The organism is Nocardia uniformis NBRC 13702 (genome assembly GCF_001613345.1).
Classification (GTDB): domain Bacteria; phylum Actinomycetota; class Actinomycetes; order Mycobacteriales; family Mycobacteriaceae; genus Nocardia; species Nocardia uniformis.
Window position 1 is genome coordinate 68,897 of record NZ_BDCE01000046.1, and the last position, 21,627, is coordinate 90,523.

The 21,627-nt window shown below is 64.6% G+C and carries 20 protein-coding genes; 3 read left to right on the forward strand and 17 right to left on the reverse strand.

From position 1 onward, the window contains the following. Positions 1-292: 292 nt before the first annotated feature. Positions 293-847, reverse strand: coding sequence for an alpha/beta fold hydrolase (locus tag NU1_RS15090; RefSeq protein WP_212761984.1), 555 nt, complete (start codon positions 845-847; stop codon positions 293-295). 511 nt (positions 848-1,358) lie between these two features. Between NU1_RS15090 and NU1_RS40315 the strand changes: the two genes are divergently transcribed. Both NU1_RS40315 and NU1_RS40320 read left to right on the forward strand, forming a co-directional pair. Beyond that, entirely contained in the window at positions 1,359-2,906 is a 1,548-nt protein-coding gene (locus NU1_RS40315) for a DEAD/DEAH box helicase family protein (protein WP_084521434.1), read from the forward strand. Further along, positions 2,903-3,463: a hypothetical protein gene (locus tag NU1_RS40320; RefSeq protein WP_212761966.1), complete on the forward strand. Its 561-nt coding sequence runs from the start codon at positions 2,903-2,905 to the stop codon at positions 3,461-3,463. The genes NU1_RS40315 and NU1_RS40320 overlap by 4 nt, the downstream gene beginning before the upstream one ends. A gap of 732 nt (positions 3,464-4,195) precedes the next feature. Here NU1_RS40320 and NU1_RS15105 read toward each other — a convergent pair. Continuing rightward, positions 4,196-4,888, reverse strand: a complete 693-nt coding sequence (locus NU1_RS15105; protein WP_157552290.1) for a hypothetical protein — start codon at positions 4,886-4,888, stop codon at positions 4,196-4,198. 133 nt (positions 4,889-5,021) lie between these two features. Here NU1_RS15105 and NU1_RS15110 point away from each other — a divergent pair, with 133 nt between their 5' ends. Further along, positions 5,022-5,417, forward strand: coding sequence for a hypothetical protein (locus NU1_RS15110; protein WP_157552292.1), 396 nt, complete (start codon positions 5,022-5,024; stop codon positions 5,415-5,417). A gap of 110 nt (positions 5,418-5,527) precedes the next feature. Here the strand turns inward: NU1_RS15110 and NU1_RS15115 are convergent, their stop codons facing one another. The 15 genes from NU1_RS15115 to NU1_RS15175 form a co-directional block, all read right to left on the reverse strand. Continuing rightward, entirely contained in the window at positions 5,528-6,706 is a 1,179-nt protein-coding gene (locus NU1_RS15115; RefSeq protein ID WP_169815063.1) for an SMI1/KNR4 family protein, read from the reverse strand. Positions 6,707-6,805: 99 nt separating this feature from the next. Next, entirely contained in the window at positions 6,806-11,611 is a 4,806-nt protein-coding gene (mobF, locus tag NU1_RS15120) for a MobF family relaxase (RefSeq protein ID WP_169815064.1), read from the reverse strand. A 536-nt stretch (positions 11,612-12,147) separates the two neighbouring features. Continuing rightward, a complete protein-coding gene (locus NU1_RS15125) occupies positions 12,148-12,477 on the reverse strand; it encodes a hypothetical protein (protein WP_067521872.1) in 330 nt (109 codons plus the stop codon). Positions 12,478-12,580: 103 nt separating this feature from the next. After that, on the reverse strand, positions 12,581-12,751 hold the full coding sequence (locus tag NU1_RS41435; RefSeq protein WP_157552294.1) for a hypothetical protein: 171 nt from the start codon (positions 12,749-12,751) through the stop codon (positions 12,581-12,583). A gap of 87 nt (positions 12,752-12,838) precedes the next feature. Next, on the reverse strand, positions 12,839-13,294 hold the full coding sequence (ssb, locus tag NU1_RS15130; RefSeq protein WP_067521874.1) for a single-stranded DNA-binding protein: 456 nt from the start codon (positions 13,292-13,294) through the stop codon (positions 12,839-12,841). A 586-nt stretch (positions 13,295-13,880) separates the two neighbouring features. Continuing rightward, complete coding sequence (locus tag NU1_RS15135) at positions 13,881-14,135, reverse strand: hypothetical protein (protein ID WP_067521876.1); 255 nt, start codon at positions 14,133-14,135, stop codon at positions 13,881-13,883. Between the two features lie 75 nt (positions 14,136-14,210). Further along, positions 14,211-15,593, reverse strand: coding sequence for a DNA cytosine methyltransferase (locus tag NU1_RS15140; protein WP_245720135.1), 1,383 nt, complete (start codon positions 15,591-15,593; stop codon positions 14,211-14,213). A 13-nt stretch (positions 15,594-15,606) separates the two neighbouring features. Further along, positions 15,607-15,876 carry a DNA cytosine methyltransferase gene (locus tag NU1_RS43245; protein ID WP_245720136.1) on the reverse strand — a complete coding sequence of 90 codons (270 nt, stop codon included), beginning with the start codon at positions 15,874-15,876 and terminating at the stop codon, positions 15,607-15,609. Between the two features lie 105 nt (positions 15,877-15,981). Further along, complete coding sequence (locus tag NU1_RS15145) at positions 15,982-16,404, reverse strand: DUF8317 domain-containing protein (protein WP_067521878.1); 423 nt, start codon at positions 16,402-16,404, stop codon at positions 15,982-15,984. A 118-nt stretch (positions 16,405-16,522) separates the two neighbouring features. Next, on the reverse strand, positions 16,523-17,086 hold the full coding sequence (locus NU1_RS15150; protein ID WP_067521880.1) for a hypothetical protein: 564 nt from the start codon (positions 17,084-17,086) through the stop codon (positions 16,523-16,525). Positions 17,087-17,296: 210 nt separating this feature from the next. After that, entirely contained in the window at positions 17,297-17,947 is a 651-nt protein-coding gene (locus tag NU1_RS15155; protein WP_067521882.1) for a hypothetical protein, read from the reverse strand. Positions 17,948-18,105: 158 nt separating this feature from the next. Beyond that, positions 18,106-18,687, reverse strand: a complete 582-nt coding sequence (locus tag NU1_RS15160; RefSeq protein ID WP_067521884.1) for a DUF7178 family protein — start codon at positions 18,685-18,687, stop codon at positions 18,106-18,108. Between the two features lie 4 nt (positions 18,688-18,691). Further along, entirely contained in the window at positions 18,692-18,877 is a 186-nt protein-coding gene (locus NU1_RS15165) for a hypothetical protein (RefSeq protein ID WP_067521886.1), read from the reverse strand. 55 nt (positions 18,878-18,932) lie between these two features. Continuing rightward, the gene (locus tag NU1_RS15170) at positions 18,933-19,778 is read right to left on the reverse strand and encodes a bifunctional DNA primase/polymerase (protein ID WP_067521888.1); all 846 of its coding nucleotides are present in this window, start codon (positions 19,776-19,778) and stop codon (positions 18,933-18,935) included. Between the two features lie 86 nt (positions 19,779-19,864). Further along, on the reverse strand, positions 19,865-21,568 hold the full coding sequence (locus tag NU1_RS15175; protein ID WP_067521891.1) for a ParB/RepB/Spo0J family partition protein: 1,704 nt from the start codon (positions 21,566-21,568) through the stop codon (positions 19,865-19,867). Positions 21,569-21,627 lie beyond the last annotated feature (59 nt).

Sequence of the window (21,627 nt, forward strand, 5' to 3'; positions counted from 1 at the left end):
CTCTATCTCCAGCTGTGCTCTGCTGAGAAGCGCGCAGCGAAGTGCAACGCCCGCAACTACTTTCGGATCAAACACCGTGCTGGGTGGGCTCGGGCCGTTCGGTTCGTGTAGGTCGCAGGGCGGATGAGGGGGATCCATGGCTCTAAGGACAACGTCGGCTCCGAAGCGCCGGCAGCGGCACCTGCAACCAGCACCGTGATCATGCGCAAGGGTCGACGACGGGGCGAACGGCCCTGCTGCAGGCGTCTTCTGCGGGCTGGAACTGGGAATGTAGATGATCGCACCGCCTGCGCTATCTCCGCGGTGCTCCCATCACCGCCGTGAGAATGCGCGCGACGCCGTCCGGATCGCTCACGTGTGGGCAGTGGCCCGTGTCCAGGACTGCCGCATGCACTCCCAGGCGGCGCGCCGCGACATCAGCACACCACCATGGTTTGAGTGTGCGATCCAGTGAGCAGGCGACGTACGTCGATGGGATCTCCTCGACCAGCGAAATCGGGTGGGCGTAGGCGTAATTGGGGATGAAGCGCCGCAGTGTCGTCAGCGCCCACGACTGGGTCGAGGGCGGACAGTCGTGAAACAGGAACCGGACAGCGGCCTGGTGGTCGTCGATTGGATCCACGCCGAGCCATTCGGGATTGACGATCTCGGTCGCCACCTCCCGCAACTCACTGAGCAGCGAGCAACGTCCATCGGGCACCATTGAGTCGAGCCACACTTGATGTTTCGCGCCGAGCGCTCGCGCGGTGGCGGGGAGGAGCAGCCCTGCCCCCCCGAGTGCGCGACCACCACCGGCGAGCCTTGCAGGTCGATCTGCCCAGCTACCGCGTATGCATAGTCCTCGCAGGTCAACTCGTCACTGCTGTCCAACTCATCCGCATGTGTCCGATGACCCGTCGCGGCCAGTCGCGCCGTCAACAGATCCCAACCGGCAGGTCCCTGCGAAGTGCCATGTATGAAGAACGACATCCGTCATCTTGGCCTCCTCCTCTCATCCGGCGGTGGCGAGACGATCGCAACACCAGCACCACCGATCGCGAGACCGACAACGATGTGCAACGGGGATTGGTAACACGCTTATCTCCAGTCAAGCAGGCCCCGCATCCGTCATCTTCGAGTATGGACTTAGCAGGTGCCCTCGAACCCGTTCTCGTGCAGTCCGATTCGAGACGACCTTCCGGGCGTGGCGACGAGCCGGGCGTAACGCTTGTGGTGCCGGCTTCCCTTGGCACAGCCCGATCAGCTTGTTGGAGCTGTCGGTGGTTCGGCGTACTGTGCCCGGCATCTGCGAAACTCAAGCAGGGACCACGGGTTCCCGCACGGGGAGCTCATGAGACCACTGCGGGTGAACAGTTCGCATGAAGGGAAGCAAGGTGGTTCGGGATAGTGATGCGCTCGACCGGTTGAAAGCGTTGCCAGTCCAACATGACCTAAGGCCGCACCAGGCTCAGCTGATTGCCCGGGTCGAGCATGCGATAGCCTCGGGAACTCGCACCTTGACGGTGTACATGCCACCAGGCACGGGAAAGGCCAGAACAGCATTTCGGCTGATCGACCGACTCGGGGAATCCGGAGTAGCCAATCGAGTCTTGTATCTCGCTCGCGCCAGAGCAATGGCGCTCCAAGCCGTCGATGTGGCACGGCGGTTCACCGGGCCAGGGAATAGCAACTACCTGAGTAGGTGTCGGATACTTTCCGGAGCTGAGGGACTTGCCTCGACTGCTTCGATTCATGAGGAGGATCGAACCTCTGAATTGCTCTGTGTCTCGTCGCTTTTCGAATTGAATCGATCTATCGCAGATGGCCAATCGAACGAGAGCCGTGATTTCGACTCAAGGACGCTGGATTCGGGTGACATGTTCGATCTCGTCGTCGTAGATGAATGGAGCGGTGATGAATTCGCTGGATACGATCGCGTCGCCGGATTCTTGGATAACATGACCGATGTAGTCATCGTGCGATTCGCTACATCGTCTGGTGCTTCGATAGAGGATCGAGAATTCGAGTACACATTCGATCAAGCACTGGCAGAAAGCGTCGTCGTCGATCACCGATCTATCCGAGCCCTGCCGTCGTTCGGCTGGGGTAAGAAAGCCCCGGTCACCGACGGAAGAATCTTCATTGTCTGCGCAGACGAGGACCGGCCGGAGGGTTCTCAACTCCACTCCGAAGTGCTCAATTCGGGCTTCGATTCTAGAATCTACTTTGCTAGCACGGCTAGCGTGGATGATCCTGTTGCCGAGGTTCAGTTCGAGATGCGGAAGGGCGACATTGTCATATATTGCCTGTCGCCGAACAGTGTCGATGACCCGCGCCTGCAGGGTGATTTGGACAGACTCTTTGCGCGCCGTGGTACCACTCTATTATTTGCAATTCTCAAGCCATGCGCTATACCTCAATCGCTCTCTGGTCACGCCGTGGTCGACGCGACCGACAGCCTTGATGGGGTGGTCAACACCTTGAAATGGGTTGATATCGTCGACCTGCCTGACCTTCGACCAACGGAATTCTCTAACCTAATAGGCGAGTTGCTGTTGCGAATAGGGTTTTCGCTGAAAAAGCAGCCTGAATACTTCGACACAGGAATCGACTTCCGTGGCGTCTATCACGATCGCCTCGGGCTCTCCGATCCAACCGAGTACGTCATTCAGGTGAAGTACGGACAGAGCGACCGAATCTCGGTTCGAGACCTCTGGATGGCCGCAGATAGTGCACGCAATACGGCCGCACATATACTGCTAGTTACCAATTTTCAATTGACGAGCCTGGCAATGGCCAGCCTTGTTGATGCCAATAGTCAGCATGCGAAACTGCGCGTATTCGATGGCTTGCGAATCAAGAACTTGCTGCTGAACGAGCCTGACCTCGTGGCGAAATATTTCCCAGCGAGCGAGGTTGGTCGGTGACCATTCTGGGAGGGGCTCGAATCGACGTACCCGGGATCCGTCGACGTCTCACCACATGCCCTGCGGGGAGGCTGGGGTGGCAGGAGTATGAAAATGTTGGAGTACAGGCGTTGACGTATCTGCTGGTCCCCCCGCTCTCGCGCCCGCAGGTCCAAGCCAAAACCCTGTCAGGAATAGATCGTCGCGACGCCATTTTTCCGAACCGGATAACAGATTCAAGGAGTCCATGGGGCCTTCTCTACCAGGAGCTAAAAGCAAGACTCATCCTAGTGGAGTTCAAGAACTACGACCGAATCGAAATCGGAAAAGACGAAGTCGACCAGACTCGAAATTACATGAAGACTGCAATGGGAAGATTGGCCATCGTTTGCTGCAATAAATTGCCTTCCGATGCCGCATTGAGACGTCGAAACATTGTATTTTCTGACGAAGGTAAGGTGATATTGTTTCTGACAACTAGCCACTTATTAGAGATGATCGACATGAAGGAACGCGGAGAGGATCCATCCGAATTCATTATCGACAGCTATGAAACATTCCTCATTCAACATGAGTGAGGACGTAGCGCAACGCTATGGTTCGTAAATCCGGTTACGCGCGCTGGCTTGTGGCACTACTACTTGTTTGACGGAGAAGTTGCGCGAGTACACCAGGTGTGCGAGTGATGGATCGAACTGTTGGAGGGGAACGAGGCGCCCACCCCCCATAGCGGTTAGGCATCTCCGTCAGGCCGAATGCCGTTGCGGCCCCCGATGTTAGCGATCGTCATCGGTGGTGCGGCCTGGCAGGGTGCAGTGCGCGTTGTGGGTGCCACGCGCCACAAGGTCCTCTGCGCCGACAATCCAGTCAGCCTGATGTCGACCCGCGACCGCGATCAAGTGATGGTTGGCTCAGAGTGTGCAGGCCGCCACTCTGGAAACCTCAATAGTCGCCGGACCGGTGGTGTGTCCGTCGCGCAACCTCCATTTCAGCAGAAATCCGCAGTTCACACGGGTCCGGGATGTTGTGGATGCTGTACGTGCCGCCCCGGGAGATGGACGCCTCCGGCGTCGAGGTGATTTACTGGTATCACCGTGCCGTGCAGCGGCTTTGGGTGTTTTGTGATCAGTCTGGCCCGTAGGTGGAATCGACTGCGGCGCTGATCGAACGCATAAGTGTCGGGGTGAAGCGATCGACTGGTGGGAACGTGGCAGCCAGACTCAGCACTGAGCATCCGCAGTGGGTACCGGGTCCGGACCGCGTGTACGACATCGTCGTTGAAGCGTGAATCCCTGCTGGAATCGGCTGGATTACACCTCGTTTCGGAGCTGACGTATGTTGTCCTCCAGCGCCGCTCGAAGTTCGTCGGGGTCGCCGCCATCATAAGGAACAGTGCCGCTATCGAGGCGATGGATGCCCCTGGCGAGTTCACGGATCGTGCGATGGATGAGTGCCTCCGGCACAGCGACCATTCCGGGGAGGCTGCTGGAGCGCTCGGTCATGATTCCCCAGGTGCAGATCAGTGCGATCGCTTGGTGCATGGTGTCCGCAGCGTTCTCGTCGAGATTGGGCAGGTCTGCCGTGGCCGCGAGTTCAGCGACGATCGCCAGGCCGGCACTGGTGCGCCCGGCGATGGCGGTCGGCACCGTATGGGTTGGCGGCAGGGTCAATAGATCGGAACCCGGCTTCTCCGCTTCGAGAACAGTCGACATCCGGCGTGCCATCTCGCGGATCGTGTGGTCGTCGAACTCGCGCTGGGCTGTGGCCTCGCTGACCCTCAGGGTCGCGGCGACAGCGCTGACACGCATCTCGATCTCGTGCCTGACGGGGTCGCGCGAGCAGGTGAGGCCGAGGTGGCGGGACTCGTCCAGGAAAACGTCAACTCTGCCGTCCAGCCACGTCTTTCGAGGACTCACGGGCCACAGTGTGCCAGAGCGACAGCGAAAGCTGTCGGACTCAGGGTCAGCGAATGGGCTCGGCGTGGAGTGGTCGACAATATCCAAGGTTGGGGCGCGCATTATGCCCAGTTGTGGCGGCTGGGCGTCGTTCCCAGCGGCCAGGACCGGACACGCGTAATGACGGCTGTTTCATCCTGGCCCGTCGTCGCGAGTGTTCGTGGTGGTGTACTTCTCGGCTATGACCGATGCGGAGCCGGCCTGGCTGCCCTGCGCGCGGGCGGCGCTAGGTGAGGCGATCGCAGGCGACCACGTGCAAGCGGCGCGCCATATTGTGCGGATGATCAACGTCGACGATGTTGGCACCGCGCTGATCGGTGCGCCGCTGATGTGGATCGACACTCTCTTCACCACGGTCGGTCGCCCGCCGACACCAACGTATGTGCCGGTGTTCGTCGCCGGTGCCAGCCCGGACCAGTTGTGGGCGTTGCGGATGGTGGCCGCCCGCGCGAACGGCGATATGGATGCCGCACGAAAACTGTTCGCTGAGGCCGCATCCGCAGACAGCGACTACCTCACTGAGCGGTTGATGGCTCTACTCGCGCTGGTGGCCATGAAGCTGGGCGGAAGACTTTAGCGGGGCGCGTCCTCCAGCAAACGGTCACTCTGACGTCGAGACCGCGCTGCTGATCCTGAGTCAGCACCACATCCGTGCCGTCGGCGATATCAGCGGTGACTGTTCCCAGATCATGCGTCCCGTTCGGTGTTCGATGGGCGATTGGCGATGCCCAAGCCCCGAAGGCGATCGCAAACGGTGAGTAGGTGTTCGCGGACGGTGCCGTAGGAGATGGCATAGCCGGGGAAGGCTCCGGGGATGAAGGCGTCGTCGAGCAGTTCGCGCACCATGCCGGTACCGGTGTCGATTCCGTAGACGCGTCCCTCGTGTACGGAGAACGGGACGGCGGGGACGCGAAGAATGCGTTCGCGCACCGGAGGTTTCGGCGGTGGTCGATGCCCACCTGTGCGGGTCGCTTCGCCGGCGAGGCCGCCGAAGTAGTCGTCTTCGATGTGCTGGGCGTGGGTGAGGGCGTTGTGCCAATGGGTGCCGTCACCGAGGTCGTCGACGGCGAGCACGCGGCCGAGCATCGGTTCCGGGGTGGAGAGGCCGTCGGTGATCGACAGCAGTTCCCGATGCTCGGGATGTAGGGCTCCGGCGAGGTCGCGGTCGAGTGCGTCCAGACGCGCCGGGTCCGCGCCGCGGTTGGGCTGTACGGGCTGGTCGGGGTAGGCGTGGACGCTCAGGTCGACGAGTTTGGCGATGATGTCGGTGAGGGTGGGTGGATCGATGCGGATGTCGCGGTCCCAGGTCTCCGAGTGGGGGCCGAGCACTGCCTCGTCGGTCAGTCGGACGATGAACCGGAGCTCTGCCATCAGGTAGGAGTGCAGGTCGCCCCAGATGCCGCCGCCGAAGTCGACGTAGAGGGAGAAGATCGATCCCGCTGGGCCTTGGGCGGTGTCGCGGAGAAGCAGGCACAGACGGTCGGCGATCGGCAGGTAGCTGCTGGCGTAGTCGTCGGGGATGCCGAGTCGTCGTGCGGTGTCGGGTCCGATGTCATCGACGAACCAGTGCAGCGATTCGACAGCTTCGTCCCAGCGCGGCCCGATACCGAGGTCACCGGTTCCGAGGAGATCGGTGCAGAGGTCGTACCGGTTCCAGCCGTCGGCGATGGACAGGAATTCGCGATACTGCGGGTCCAATCGGAAACCGAGCCGGTCCTCGGCATCTCGAAGCTGCTGCTCGGTAGCGCCAGGATTCGGCAGGGTCAGCGGATACCGCTCAGGATTGAGGCGCGCCCTGCGGCGATGTTGCTCGAGAAGGAGATCGAGGAATTCGCGCCAAGTGCGGCCTCCGACCGGTTCTGCCACGGTGCCTCCTTGCATAGTCGCAGGAACTTCACCTCAAACCCTAGTGCGGCAACTTTCCTGCAAACTTCAATGGGGGAACTCATTCGCGACCTGCGGCAATCACATACCGCGACGACGTGGTCGCCGGGCAGCACTGGCAGGTTGGATGCGACGGCGCGCCGACACGGCGGTCTTTCGGGGAGCCGGTGAACGCGGCGCGGGGGTGGTTGGGGGTGCGGGTGGGGACGTTGCAGATCCCGAGATAGCGCTGCGGTGGCGCGACTGGGCCTCTGTGATTCGAGTGCGGAGTTCGCGGGCGAAGTCGGCCAGATTGTCGTCGCGGCCGGGGTAATTGGGTATCGGCCGGAACTGGGCGGTGTAGGGCAGGTCGATCAGCGCGCGAAACTCCCGGTTCTGGGGTTCGGGGTTGGGGGTGTGGTCGAGGATCCAGGCGCCGGTGTAGTGGTGGTCGTGTGCGGTGTCGGCGAGGCGGAAACGGCGGGTTTTCGGTGTGGGTTGTGGGTCTGGGAGGTGGTCGAGGATCCAGATATCTGCGCGGTCGCGGAGTTCTCGTGCTGTGTCGGGGACGAGCAGGAGCGAGGCGCCTAGGTCGTTGCCGTTGTCGGTAGCGATCGCGGCGATCAAGGCAGTGGTGTCGAGGCGGTGGGCGGCGGCGAGGGCGATGGTGTCCAGCAGGGCATTCCAGTGTCGGGAGTTGGCGGCTAATCGGTACAGGACCGCCGGCATCGCGCGGTAGAGCGTGCGCTCTGTGTGGGTGTCGGCGAGTTGTTTGACGTAGGTGTGGTAGTCAGCGTGCATACGGGCCAGACGCTCGGCGCTGACCGGCGTGGGCTGACTGCGGGCGTCGGCTTCTTGTACAAGCTCTGGCTCGGTGGTGAGGGTCTCGATGGCGTTGATCCGCGTGATGAACGCGGTTGAGTCGTAACTATCGGTAGCGGTAAGGGTTTCGGCTTGGCCGAGAACGGTGGTGGGGTGGTGGAGCCGTTGACTTTCTTTGGGGTCCGGGAGATTGCGGGCCGCGACTGGCGGCAGCTTCTGACGATTCTCGGTGTCGGGCAGGGTGGTGTCGGCGGTGGGGCCGAGGAGTCGTCGTCGCAGTTCGCGGGCGTAGTCGACAAGTTCGGTGTCCACACCAGACCACGGGGTGGGTACCGGAAGGTAGGGGCCTGGGTACGGGGCGTCACGCAAGGCGCGGAACCGTTGTGCGGCGGGCGTGGTGAGGACGGGAAGAGTGTTGAGGCGATCAATGGTGTCGGTGAGGGCATGGCCGTGTGTGGTGGTGAGGGTTTCGAGGGGCGCGACGGTGATCGGGTTGGGGATGGGCGCGAGGCGTTGTTGGATCCAGCGGTCGGCGCGGCCGCGCAGGACTGCGGCGGTGTCGTGGGCAGTGACCAGGGATTCGCCGAGGTCCTCGTAGTTGTTGGTGGCGATACTGGCAACCAGCTCTGCGGTGTCGAGGCGGTGGGCGTCGGCGAGAGCGATCGTGTCGAGCAGATCCTGGTAGGTCGGTGACTGTTTCGCGTCGTGGAAGAACATGACCGGCAACGCGCGGGTGAGCAGATACTCGGCGCGGGCGTCGGCGAGAAGCTGGTAGGCGTGGTGGTAGCTGGCGTGGATGCGGCGGTCGGCGGCGGCTTGCTCGGCGCGCATGATGTCGATGGCGGAGCGGTTGTCGTCCTCGCGGGCCAGCACGCGGGCGAAGCAGCGGAGCGGTTCTTGCGGGTCGTCGGGTTGCTGGTCGCCGGAGATGTCGACGAGGGCGTCGGTGGCCACATAGAGGCGATTGAGTTCCGATCCACGGGTCAACCCGACATAGGCCAGGGCTCGGCCGAGGACGTCGTTGAGCAGCAGATAGGCGCGTCGGACGGTGATGCCCTGAGCGCGATGGACGGTAGTGGCGTAGCCGAGCTCGACGTGTTCGCCGAGGTAGTCCGGCGGCAGCAGCACACAACCGCGGTGGTTGGTGCCGGTGACGGTGATCGAGCCATCGGTGTGGACGCGGCGGACGCGCCACAGATCGCCGTTGTTCACCTGGCTACCTTCCCGCTGTCCGCCGATGATCTTCAGGAGCGGGTTGTTGGCGCGAGTGACGACGATGTCGCCGGGGAATCCGGAATGCCCGTCGGACAACAGAATCCGACCGAAATCGGTGCGGACCCGTCCTGTACTGATGTGGGCGGCCTGGGTGGCGGCGTTGAGCGCGGAGACGTCTTTGAGGGTGGCCGCGATCATGACTGAGGAGATTCCGGCGTCGGCATCGGCCAGATGAGCGGTGAGGATCGCGTCGCGAAGTTGATCGCTCATGCCGTGGGTGATGCGGCCGTGGTCCTGGTAGAACTCCCACGCATCCTTCACTTTTCCGGCGCGGACGGCGAGGGTGGCTTCGGCTTCTGCCGGGTCGTCGAAGCGCACGAGCTCGGTCAGCTGTGGTGCGCGGGTAGCTCGGGCGATGGTGCGGATGATGCCGCCGGATTCGACGGCGGAGAGTTGTTCGGGGTCGCCGACGCCGCGGATGATCGCGCCGTGGGTGGCGGCTACCTGCCGGAGTGCGTCGAGGTCGAAGGTGGCCGCCATGGCGGCCTCGTCCACCAAAAGCATTGTCCCAGGCGTCAATCCGGTGGGCACGCCGAAGCGGATCTGTGCGAGGAGTTTGTGCAGAGTGCGGGCCGGGGTGTGCAGGCTGGCGCCGAGTTCGCGGGCGGCCGACGCCGATGGCGCGAGTGCGATGACGGTGCGCCCGGACGCCTGCCATGCCTCGGCGACGGCTTTCATGGCGGTGGTTTTGCCCGAGCCGGCCGGTCCCACCGCGACCGCGAACTGTGTGTCGATGGTGCACAGGTAGCGGGCGATCGCTTTCTGGCCGGGGTTGAGGTGACGGGATTCGCGGGCTTGGACTCGTGTGATCGCCGTGTCCACATCGCGAGTGGAGACTGATTCGGTGGTGGGGGTGTGGGCGGCGTCGAGCAGGCGGGTTTCGGCGTCGAGGACCGCGGTGGAGGTGTAGCGGATGGAGCCGGTGGTGGTGAAGATGTTCTCTCCGGACGCGCGCGCCATCGCGGCCGGGACCGGGTCCGGGTCGATGCTCAGCTGGATCGAATGGGCGTCGCGGACCAGCGCGATCACGTGGTCGACCGCGTCGCGCTGGGCGCCATCGGAGGCGAAATCGCACACCCCGAGCCGCTCCTCCACCGCCGAGGCGATGTTGGCTTCGGTCCACGTCGCCCGCCGCCGAGCCACGGTCTCGGCGACCTCGACCGCGATCGCTGTCGGGTCGTAGACCGCACGTCGGTGCGCGGCACAGATCTCGTCGATCCGATCGAGAAGGGCAGCGTCGGGCTCGGGTGTGAGCCGTGCGGTCAACCGGGTGTGGGCCTCAGCACGAGCCGGCAACGAGTCGAAAATGCAGCGGTTGAGCTGGGTGTCGATCGCGTAGGCGAGGTGTTGCGGGGACGCAGCCAACACTGCGGCGGCACCGCCGAGCTCGACACCGACGGCGATCGCGGTCTCCTGCGGGTCGAAGGGGCGGGGCGCGTCGGGGTGGTTGTGTTCCCACCGCAGTCGGTCGACGAATTCTTGCCCGCTGTGGTGGCCGAATACGGCACGGAAACGGGCGTCCCATTCGGTGATCATGCGCCGCAACGTTTTCGGCAGCGGTTTGTGCTGGCGGGTTTCCAGCGTCGCCTGCTGGGCGAGTTTGTACTGGGTGACGAGTTTGGGATTGTGCCCATGGGAGTCGCGATAGGCGGCGGCGAGTTGCTCGAAGCGGGCGAGGATGTCCGCACGCCGGGAGAACTCGGTGTTCATCTCCTCGGTGACGCCGACGACTTCGAGCACAGGCTGCTTGCCGCGACCGCGAGTGCGTTCTTCGAAGCGCCAGCCCATGCGCCGCTTCATCTTTCCGACGAGCGTGGCGTTGTAGCGACACGACAACGACACCGCCGCCGCGTACAACGCGCGTGCGTCCAGGGCAGACCACTTGCCGTCGGAGCCGAGGACCCGTCCCGAAACGACCGCGTGCGTGTGGGGATTCATGTCCCCGGCGCGATTGTCGAAGTGGGTGAACGCGGCGATGATGAGCCCGGTGGCGTCGATCTGCATGACACCGTTGGCGCCGCGCCGAGTTACCGCGTATCGGGATTCGGCGTATTCCAGCACTTCCCGGACGGCTTCGATGTGGCACTGCCAGATCTCACGGCGCACCTCGTCCGAGCCGAGTCCCCACAGGATGGAAACCGATTTCTGCGGGGTGAACACGAGGTCGAACCCGGCCACCGCCTTGCGCGTGCGAGCCTTCTCCGCCGCGAGGGCCTGGTCGATCTCGGCACGGTCGGGAACATGGCCGAGGAGTCGTGTGAGGTGTTCGCGGGCGGCGTCGGTGCGCAGGATGGTGCGCTCGTCCCAGTTCGGGCGGCGTCGCTGGGCGAGGGTGAACTCGTCGAGTTTGCGGTCGTAGAGGTCGCGGATCGGCGACGGTTCTGTGGAGTATTCGTAGAACATCCGGCCGATTTGCGCGGCCTCGACGGCTTGTTTCGCGGTTCTTCCGTCGGATATTGCCGAGGCGATGATGGCATCGGCATTCGGGTGCAATCCTTCCCCGAACAACGCTTGCATTTGCGCTTCGGTGACATTTCCTGAGAGGCCGAGTTCGTGCGCGCCTCGACCCATCCACACACCCGGCGGAGTGCCGTGTTCACGGTAATAGTCGGTGAGGTCACGAGTGCGGTCGCGCAGACGATCACCACTGGCCACTTGCCTGGTCAGGTACTCGTATCCGTCTCCGGCGTGTAAGCGGTGAAGCGTCATCACCTCTTCGAAGATAGCGCGGAATTTAAACTCTAAAAAGACATTACTCCCGAGTAAGCATGTGAATGCAAGAGGTGTGTAGGAGGGGAGATAAAAGCCCATATGGGGAGTAATGGTGAAGGATTCCGGGTGGGATTTAGAAATGAATGGAAGGAATGGGAGTGTGGAAGGAGAAGGAAAAGCTGGAATGAAATAAATCGATAGCCGCAGCACGCGACGGCCCGGGCAAGTGGACTGTGCGGGCGGGGCGTGAAGGGAGGTCCGCGATGGCGGAGACAGGGAATGCGCGCAAGTGGGCGCACACGGTGATGGCGGGCATGCTCGCCGAACAAGCTCGATCCGTGAAGGCGAACGAATCGGACTTGGTGGCGTTCCGTAAGCAGTACGGGCGGCTGAGCCGGGCAGCGGCACGGCGAGACGCGGCGATCGCCGCAGCGCACGCGCGATATGAACGGATCGCGAGCGAAGCCGAGACCGCCGCTGGTGCGGCATTGGCGCGGCTGCACGAGCGGGGAATGAACGAGTCGCAGTTGTGTGCGATCACCGGGCTCGGTGCGGGCCGCCTACGTCAACTGATGCGAGGCGGCGGTACGGCCCGCACCGAGCCCGATACGGACTCTGGGGCCGGCGGACGGGAGTTACCGGTAGTAGTCGCGGTCGTCGAAGTGGATGAGAGTGGCGCGGGGGATCATCCAGTGCAGGCCGGGCAGGGCGAAGATGCGCAGTGCGATGGGTGATGCCCACGCGCCGTGCTTGAACGCATAGGCCCAATGGCCGGCCAGCCAGACGGCCAGGCCCAGCGCGAGCCAGGGCAACTTGCCGGGGATGGAGCGGGCCGGTGCGAGCACGATCGCCAGCAGTGAGTCGATCGCGAGCAGGAACCCGGCGATGCGGGCCAGGGTGGGAAAGGCCCACCACAGCAGCAGCGCGGCGAGTGCGGCGACGGCCGCGATCCAGATCAAACCCATGGCGGGATTTCCTTCCTCTGTAGCGGGGTTCCGCGCGGGGCGGCTGCGTGGGTTGGTCACCGCCGCGCGGCGCGCGTTCGGTCGTAGTAGCGGGCCTGGCCTATCAGGCGCTCCTCGTGCTCACACAGGGCGTGTGGATGGATGCGGCATCGAGCAGATCGTCGCGGGCGACGCTCAACTCGCGGACCTGACGAGACAGACTCAACACCGCCCACCACACCGCGGGTACGACCGTGGCCGCGGACAAGGCAGCAGCGGATTCGGGGACAGTCATCGGTAACCACCTCCCAACGGGTGGTCGAGTGGGAAGATCTGCAGGGGGCCGCTCACGGTGGTGAGCGACCCCCTGCCTGATCCGCGGTCAGAAGTCGGGCTGATCCCCGGCACCGGCAGCGGCACCGACCAGAGCGCGGCCACCGCGGCGGGTGCTCGGCTGCTGCTCGTCCTCGCCCGCGTCACGGACGTGGACCTCGGCGGTGGTGAACCGCAACGAGACGGCGATGTCGTCGACCATCAGCTCCGTGATCCACTGAGTGACGCCGTTGCGGTCCTCGTAGCTGCGCTGACGCATCCGACCGGTGACGATCACCCGCATGCCCTTGGCGAGGCTGGCCGCGACATGATCTGCCATGTCGCCCCACACCGAGCAGCGCATGAACACCGCGGCCCCGTCGCGCCATTCGTTGGAGGCGCGATCGTAGACACGCGAGTTCTGCGCGACGGTCAGATTGGCGACGGTCTGGCCGCTGGGCAACAGTTTGTGCTCCGGATCGGCGGTGAGGTTACCGACAACGGTGAGCGTGATTTCTCCAGCCATGACAATGCACTCCTCGAATGAGAAACGGAATTGGATTGACCGCCAACACCTCCCGACCCCGCGATCCGGATAACTCCGTGATCGGGGTGGTGCCTGGAGGGCTGGCGATCTGCGGCTGTGCCATCAGGGGTGTGCCGGGCCCGTAGGGCCGGCGGGGGTTCTGTGGGGCGGGGTGGGATCGCCGCGCTTTTTGCGGCGACCTGAGCGCCAGCGAAGGCTCGTCCCACCCCGTTCCACAGGTTCATCGGCGGGTACCCGGCTCGCCCCTGATCCCCTTGGGGCAGATCGCCAGCACTCCGGACACCAGCTCGACCTCCCAACCCCTCCCCGCCTCAACGCCACCGGTTCGCGGCAGGATTTATGGGCAGGTCGATCGACGAGAACTCCCCCGCCGCCACATTTCGCCTCGCGGCGTGGCTGCGAGACCGGACTTGGGGAATGAGCCGTTAATCGTTGCGTTCGAAGTTGGCGACGATCGTTGCGATCGCATCGGGGATGCTGGAGGTCGGGATCGCATTGTCGAGACGATCCATCTCGTCCTCGGACAGGAACCTGCCAGCCCAGCTCTCGGCCTGTTCCCTCGTGATCAGCTGCCAGGACGGCCGCCTCGGGACCGAGGCCGGTGGGGGATGTCGATGACCTCGTCGACGGCGGTGGTGGTCTCGGCCAGTGCGAGCGCTTCGTTCCAGAGGTGAACGGCGCGATCTTTGAGTTCGAGCACATCCTCGGATTCCAGGTTCATGGAGGCGGTCGCCGAAGTGATGGCTTCGTCGGTGAATGCTCCGGCTGCGTCCAACGCGGCGATCAGACGTGCGAACTGCATGGTGTTGTTGGTCGGCATCGGGGCTCCTGCGGGTAAAGTCGGAGTGGTCCCGGGCAGGTAAGGACTGCTCGGGACCCACTGTGTGTGCGGGGGTTACGCGGCGAGTGGGGTCGCCCATCGTTCGAGCTGTTCGCCGGTGATTGCTTCGACGAGCGCGCTGACGATCACTTCGGCTACGGGCGGTGTCACGGCGTTGCCGTATTGGCGGACGCGTTCGCGTTTGTTGCCCAGCACGACGTAGCTGCCGCGGAACGCCATGGCCAGGCCGATCTCGTCGGGTTCGAACATGCGGAAGCGCACGTCGTCGATGTCGAGCTCGGTCAGGGTCTCGGGATTGACCAGTGCGAATCGGTCGCGGGTGGAGACTGTGGGTACCGGCTGGACGATCGGGCGCGCGGAGCCGTTGCTGTAGTAGGGCAGCAGCAGGGCTTCGCGGGCGTGTTCGGGGACCGCGTCGGGGGTGACCAGGCCGTGGTGGTTGCCGCTGGCGGTGACCGTGGCCAATGGGTGGGTGGCCGGGCGCGCGTCGGAGGACCCGCCCCGGAGTTCGGCAATGAAAGGCAGGAAGGCGAGCCCGGTTTCGGCGCGGGTGGTCTGGGTGCGCAGCGGCAGGCTGGCCGGTTGCGCTTCTTTGCCCTCGCGGCCTTCGCACGGCACGACCAGTGCGTGGTTGCTGCCGTCGGCGACGATGGTCGCCAGGGGATCGGTCAGCGCGATGGTGCGGGCGCGATCGGAGCGCAACAACGCAAGGAACGGGGCTGGAATCGCGAGCGCATCGTTGTCGCGGGTAGTACGGGTGGGCAGCGGCGCGGTGACTGGGCTGGCCGCGTCGCGCCAGGTGCCGCCGGCAGGGACCGCGAGCGGGACCGCGTAGCGCTGCAACCCTGCCCGGATGCGGGCCATCGTCTTCTCGGCGAGCGGGCGTTCACGATCGCCGATGCGCTGGCCGGGTATCGACCAGTCGATCACACTCGCGGCGGGGTAGGCGGGCGGCTCGACGATGGCGTTGCGGCAGGTGACGTGGGGGCAGCGGTAGATGTATTGCTGGCGGTAGCGGCCCATGTCGGTGCCCGGGGTTTTGAAGACTTGCAGGGCGTGGATCCATTGATCGCAGGTGGGGCAATAGGCCAGTGGGCACAGCCATTTTGACCAGTCCGGGGTCCTGCCGAGCTTCTTGTCCCAGTAGGCGACATACAACCGGTCGCGCGACTGCGGTGCGACCGGGGTGCGGGCGGGTTGGGCGTGCATGGAGTTCAACGCGATAACCCGTGTCTCGTAACCGAGTTCGCGGATCGAAGCCAGCCAGTGCGTCCATTTGTCCCACGCACGGACATCGATCACGTTCTCGACCACTCCGGCGCGGATACGTCCACCGCGAGCGATCACCGCGCGCAGGTAGAGCGGGACTTCTTCCATGAGGGCGCGGCTGCGGTCGGCCTCCTCGTCGCGCGGGGTATCGAACAACTCACCCTGCATGGTGGCGTCGTAATCACGCTTCTTGCCCCCGCGCGACGCTCCACTGCGGGCACTCCGGCGAGGCCCAGAAGATATCGGCGACAGGCAAACTCGCGACGCGCTTGCGGCCGTCCTCACTGCTGAGGTCGCCGCAGAAGTGATCGGCCCTGGGGAAGTTGGCGGTGTGGGATTCGATGGCGCGGTCCCAGTGGTTCGCGCCGAAGAACACTTCGACATCGGGGACCTGGTCCATCGCCTGCGAGTCGCCACCGGCACCGCAGAACCACGACATGGCTTTGAGCATTGGTGTTGCCTCCCTTCGCATCTGGATGTGTGAGCGGACACGTCGAAGGCCGGGCAGGTAAGGACTGCCCGGCCTTCGACGTGCGGGAATGGGGTCGGTGAGCGGCTAGAAGGGGTTGTGGTCGTGCACGGGCAACAGGTGCCCTGGCGGGTAGCCGAGCAGGGGTTCGAGCGGGTCGGTGAGCATCGGCGTGCCGCCGGCGTAGTTGCCGCCGTGCGCGGTGAAATAGACGGCCGGTTCGCTCGGATCCAGTTGCAGCGGCGTCAGGTACGCGTACTTGAGTGGCGGTTGTCTGCCGTCGAGCCGCCAGCGGTATTCGATATGCACGACCACCGCCGGGGCGTACGTGCTGAGTCGGCTCTGCCGCCACAGCGGCATCGGCAGCACCCGCCCGCCGTCGGTCTCATCGACGATGCCGACCACGGTGAGTTGGTCATGGCTGGCCGTGATACCGGTCTTGGTGCCGTGCAACGACCGGTAGATATCCACCCGTAGGCCGAGCACCTCCGACCAATGCATGCCGGACATGCGTGAATTCCCTTCTCTTGGTGACAAATTGGAAAGGGAGCGACACAGTGCGGGGCCGATCCCATGACAAATCGAGGCACGGCAGCAATCCAGGATTTCCGGTGCCCGAACGGAACGGCTACGACGGTGGTGCGTAGCGGCAGGTGACCGCCTGCCCGAGGTGTTCGCCCGCGCATTCCGGGCTGGGGTCCGGGATTCGCTGGTCCTGTTGCTCGGATTGCCGTGCACAGGTTTCGAGTTCGTCGATGTCGCTGCCGACGGTGGATTCGTAGTATTCGAGGACGGCGGCGTGATTGTCGGGATCAGGCAGTGCGGCGGCTTTCCACATGCGCAGGAACAGCCCGACCGCGGCAGTAGTCAGGGGTGCGGCGAGGCTCGAACGGTGGGTGAGCAACAGGACTTCCACCGCTGTACCGGGGCGGGTGTCCTCGCCAGCGGCGACTCGTTCGAGAAGCTCGCGACAGTGCGCGCGCAGCAGCATCTCGCAACACATGCGCGCATTGGTCAGCTGCATCAGATAGAACGCGTGGAACAGCACGTCGGCGTGGGCGGGATGGCGCTGCTGGGCTGCCGCGATCTCCACCTCGGTCCACTGGTGCTGTTCGGCGTAGTTGCCACATGTTGCGGCGACTTGGCGAAACATCAGCTCGGCAGTGGCGGTGCCGATGGTGTCGAAATCCATTGCTATTTCAGTCCTTTCGACAAAACGCAGAGGCGCAACGGTCGGGTGCGCGGCCGGGTCCATCAGAAGATGTGTGCGTGAGAGCCGGAGATGACCACCACGAGTGCCAGGGCGGCCGATCGAATTCCGGCATGACAGTGGGCCTTTCACGAGGCTCGGGATGAGGCAGCCTTTCCGCGGTGACAGCGAAAGGCGTGCTCGTGCCGACGGTCAGATCAGCGACAGCTGTTCGGGTGGTTCGCTCGGGCGGGGTTCGGCGGCGGTAGGTGCACGCCGCGCGGGTGCGGGCCGGCGAGTGGCGTACTGGCATTTCACGGGCGTGCCGTTGTGCACACCGCAGCAGGTCAGGTCGGGGTCTTGGACGCGGTCGGGGCGGCGCAACCGGTGACGCAGGTCGGCTTCCAAGTCATCGATCTGCCTGCCGACCAATGCCTCATAGTGTTCTTGATCGGCGATGTGACCGTCGCGATCGAGGGGCGGCAGTCCGGCCGCGCGCCACATCCGCAGATACAGCCCTGCTCCGGTGCTGGTCAGCGGGACAGCCAAGCATGCTGCTCGCAGAACCACCACGACTTCGGCGGCGGTCCCGTCGCGGGTGTCGTGACCGGCGGCCACCCGCTCCAAGATTTCGCGGCAGTGAGCGCGGAACAGGATTTCTCGGCGCATCAGTTCGTGTTCGTGCTTGAGCAGCACAAAGCAATGCCACAGCTGATCGGCTGCGCCACGGTGACGGCGTTGGGCCGCAGCGATTTCGTCTTCGGCCCAACCGATTTGATCGAAGATCGGCGCACACTCGGCGGTGAGGTCGGCAAAGATTTGCGCGGCAGTCGGGGCGTGCTTTTCCAGGGCTTGTGCGGCCATGACGGTGCCTTCCTTGCGGTGCCGGGTTGTATGAGATCGGGCACCGGGTCGCTACAGACGGCCCGGTGCCCTCTTTGCTATAGGGCGGGATTCACCAGGTGAGGGCAGGGGCGTGCAGAACCACGCCCGCAACCTGGCGGATCGAGGCTCGGGTGAGTTCAGTAGGGTTTGCCGCGGATGACGGTCCAGGTGACTGCTTGCAGGACAGTCGGGGCGATCGCGTGGTCGTGGGCGACATGCCGGTAGAGCTTGGCTGCGGCGTCGTAGAAGCCGACGCGGCGCAGGCAGCGGTCCGAGTCGGGGATTCCGGCGGCGCGGGCGGACCAGACGTCGATGGCGACGGCGTCGGGGTCCCCGAGGATCGCGGCGGCGAACGCCCGGGTTTTCGGTGCGGTCGCGGAAAACGTCGTCCACGGATCGGCCACTTCGAGAGCGGTGCGGGCACGGCCGACGTTGGCACCGATCGCTCCGCGTACCTCCCCGGTGGTCAGCAGCGCGCGGGCGAAACCGATGGTGCGTGCCCAGGGCGTGCGAGGTGAAAGGTGCGCGAGCACGATGGCGGCCGCCTCGACGGCGACCTCGCCTTCGGAACTGAGCTGGGTGGCAACAGCGAACGCGTCGGGATACCAGCGGCGTCCGGCGTCGAGATCGTGAGGCGTCGCGGCGGCGAATACCCGAGCGATGTTGCGGGTGATGCGGCTGGGTGAGAGCCCGGCCGCGGTGATCGGGTCGCAGGACATCGGGTCACCGTGGGGGTGGATCGGTGACGGCGAGGTCGACCGTTTGGGCGATGGTGTCGACCGAGCTCGTGACGATGAATACGGCTGCGGTGCTGTCGATATCGAGCTGGATGTCTCTGGCCAATCGGGCGGCGGCGCGGGGAGTCGCAGCGGTGAGGTCGATTTCCCAGAGCACACGAAAGTCGGGCATGAGGACTCCTCGGGAGCGGAAGGAAAGAACGCGGGAAGGAAGGGCAGCGGCGGGATCAGCGCCGTCGGGTGAGACGGCGGGGTCTGTTGGCGCCGATGGCGAGGCCGCTGGTGATGGTGCGAAACATTTCGCGGGTGGTGAAATTCTGGATTCCGATGTGGCCTTGGGCCGCAGCGGCAAGAGCGTCGCGGATGAGCAGCTGGTCGAGTTCTCCGCCGGCGACAAGCCGGCCGAGAGTGAACGAGGCCCGGAACAAGGTGATGTTGCGTACGCCAAGTTCAGCCGTGCGGACCTTGTGGGTTTCGGCGGCGACGATGGCGTTGAGGTAGGCGTCGAGACTGTATGGCGGGTTCGACACCAGACTGGGCGGGGAAAGTGGCGGTGGCGCAAGCAGTTCGACCAGCCAGTCCGGCAGCATCACCGGTGGACGGGCGGACACAATGCGGTAGGAGTCTGGTCCGATCCGCGATCCTGGGGCCACGACATAGCCGCCGTGGCCCCGCGAGTCGATTCCGGCACCGATACGAGAGGCGGTATTGGGCAGACGCATGCCGGCGGGAACCCCGTAGTAGAGGTGGCGGCCGTGCGGCGTCGCCACAGCGAAGGTGATCAACGATGCGCGAGCCGCTACGCTGGCGGCGAGCTGGTAGAGGGTATCGACACCGTCGCGGTCGTGGCGGGTGTCGAGGTCGAGCACATGCAAATCGCTGGGGCCGGTGGCGATTCCAATGTTTCTTCTGGAGTTGCGGGGCCAGAGGGTTTTGATGCGGTCTTCGTCGATGGTGGCTTCGTGCGGCCAGTTGTTGATGGCAGGGGTTTTCGAGTTCGGTCGCAGTGGGAAGACGTGCCAGCCGCGGTGGGCCGCGTCCAGGGCGGAGTCTCGGAATCTATTGGGGCACAACGGGTACTCCTCCGATTACTGAGCGCGCCGGGCCTGGCCCCCGGAGGGCGGAAGGGCCGGTCCGGCGCGCTGCGGGGATGGGGCGGTCAGGAGTCGATGTCGATGCTGTCGGGATCGAGGTCACCGGCTGCGGCTTGCTCGACCGAGGTGAGGACATGGCCGAGCGAGGCCAGGAAATGCAGATAGCGCGACACACCGGCGTCGCGGTACTGCCAGGCGCTTTTGGTAACCTTGCCTTCGTAGGCGCCCAGCACCAGCGCGAGCACGATTACCTGGCAGCGTGGGGGTTTGGCCGGCTCGATCGCCGTGAGCAAGGCATGCTTTCCACCCTTCACTCCGAGCAGCCCGTACGCGAGACGGTCGGCATCGGGGCCGAGCAGCAGATCGGGCTCTTCGGCGAGGGCCTGTGCGACGAACTCCCACACCGCCGCGGGCGGAGCCGTTTTCCGGGACAGGAACCGGGTGAGGAACTCGCGGCGCGCCTCGAGGGCGGCGTGGCCCTGTTTGTTGAGTTCATCGCGGCGATGCTTCGCCGCAGCCTCCTGCGCCCGTGCCGCTTCCGCCGCGGCCTGGGCCGCTGCCGCTTGTTCGGCTGCTGCACGGCGGCGAGCCTCAGCAGCCTCGGGATCGACTGGTTCGGCCGGGTCGGGCTGCGCGTCGGGGCCGATACCGGGTTCCTCCGGGATCGGTTCGACGAAGTCGCCAGCGTGACGGAATCCGGACTCGTCGAGGCGGTCGGCGCGCAGGTAGTATTCCGGAGCCCACAAATAGCCGCGCTCGACGCTGTCAGCGTGGCGAAGCCCTTCGGCGGCAACAGCATTCGGATGGTCCTTGGTGGCGGGGTCGATGCTGTCGGGGTCGACGACCTCGCCGGTGTCATGGTCGATGAGCACCTCGACCTCGGTGGGCTGGCAATAGACCGTCCACAGGGCGGGAGCGGCGTGAATCTGCGCGACGCTGACCTGCGCGCCGTCGCTGGTGCGCAGCCATTCGGCGGCGATGAACCCGTCGTCGTCACGGGGGTCGCGGCTGTGCACGCCGAAGCCCTCGGCGGCATAGGGCAGCGATTCACGGAACCGATCACGGGATTCCTCGCGCTCGGCGGCGATCCGGCGCACGTGATAGGTGAACATCGACCGTGGTGCGGCCAGCAGACGCGCCACCGCGTCGGTGTCGTCGACGTTCTCGTACACCGCGAGTACGGCGGCCTGCTCGAAATCGAGCTGGTGGGCATCGATGGCCGCACACGCGGTCTGGCTGCGGCCGACGGTGACCGCGAGCTTGACCTGCTCACGCCGTTGCCCGATCTCCTCGCTGATGCGAGTCAGCGAGGCACCGAAGTCGAACATGCGCGCCATCCCTGCGGCACGGTCACCGTCGGTGAGCGCGATCCGATGATCGTTGACCCTGATCTGCTGCGAGGTACGGCAGATCTCACGTTCGGCCGGATCGGTCTGCGGTGCGGGCGTCACCCACACCGGGACCGTGGGAACCTTCAGCTCGATGGCGACCAGCGTGCGGATCTGGCCGTCGACCACGGTGATGGTGCCGTCGGATTCGCGGTGCGCCATGATCGGAATCTCCACCCCGCGTTGAATCGATGCCTTGACCTCGGGATAGTCATCGAGGTCGAAGGACTTGCGCACGTTCTCATCGAGAACCAGCCGCTCCGGCGGCAGGAACAATGCCTCAGCGGCAATCGAATCGCCGAGGCCAGTGGCAGGTTCCTCGATATCGGATTGGGCAGCGGCAACGGTGGTTTCCGTGGTGTCAATTGTCGTGGTGGTCATCGAAACTCCTACTAGAAAAGCGACAGGCGGTTACCAGCCCAGAGCGTGGGCCGGTAACC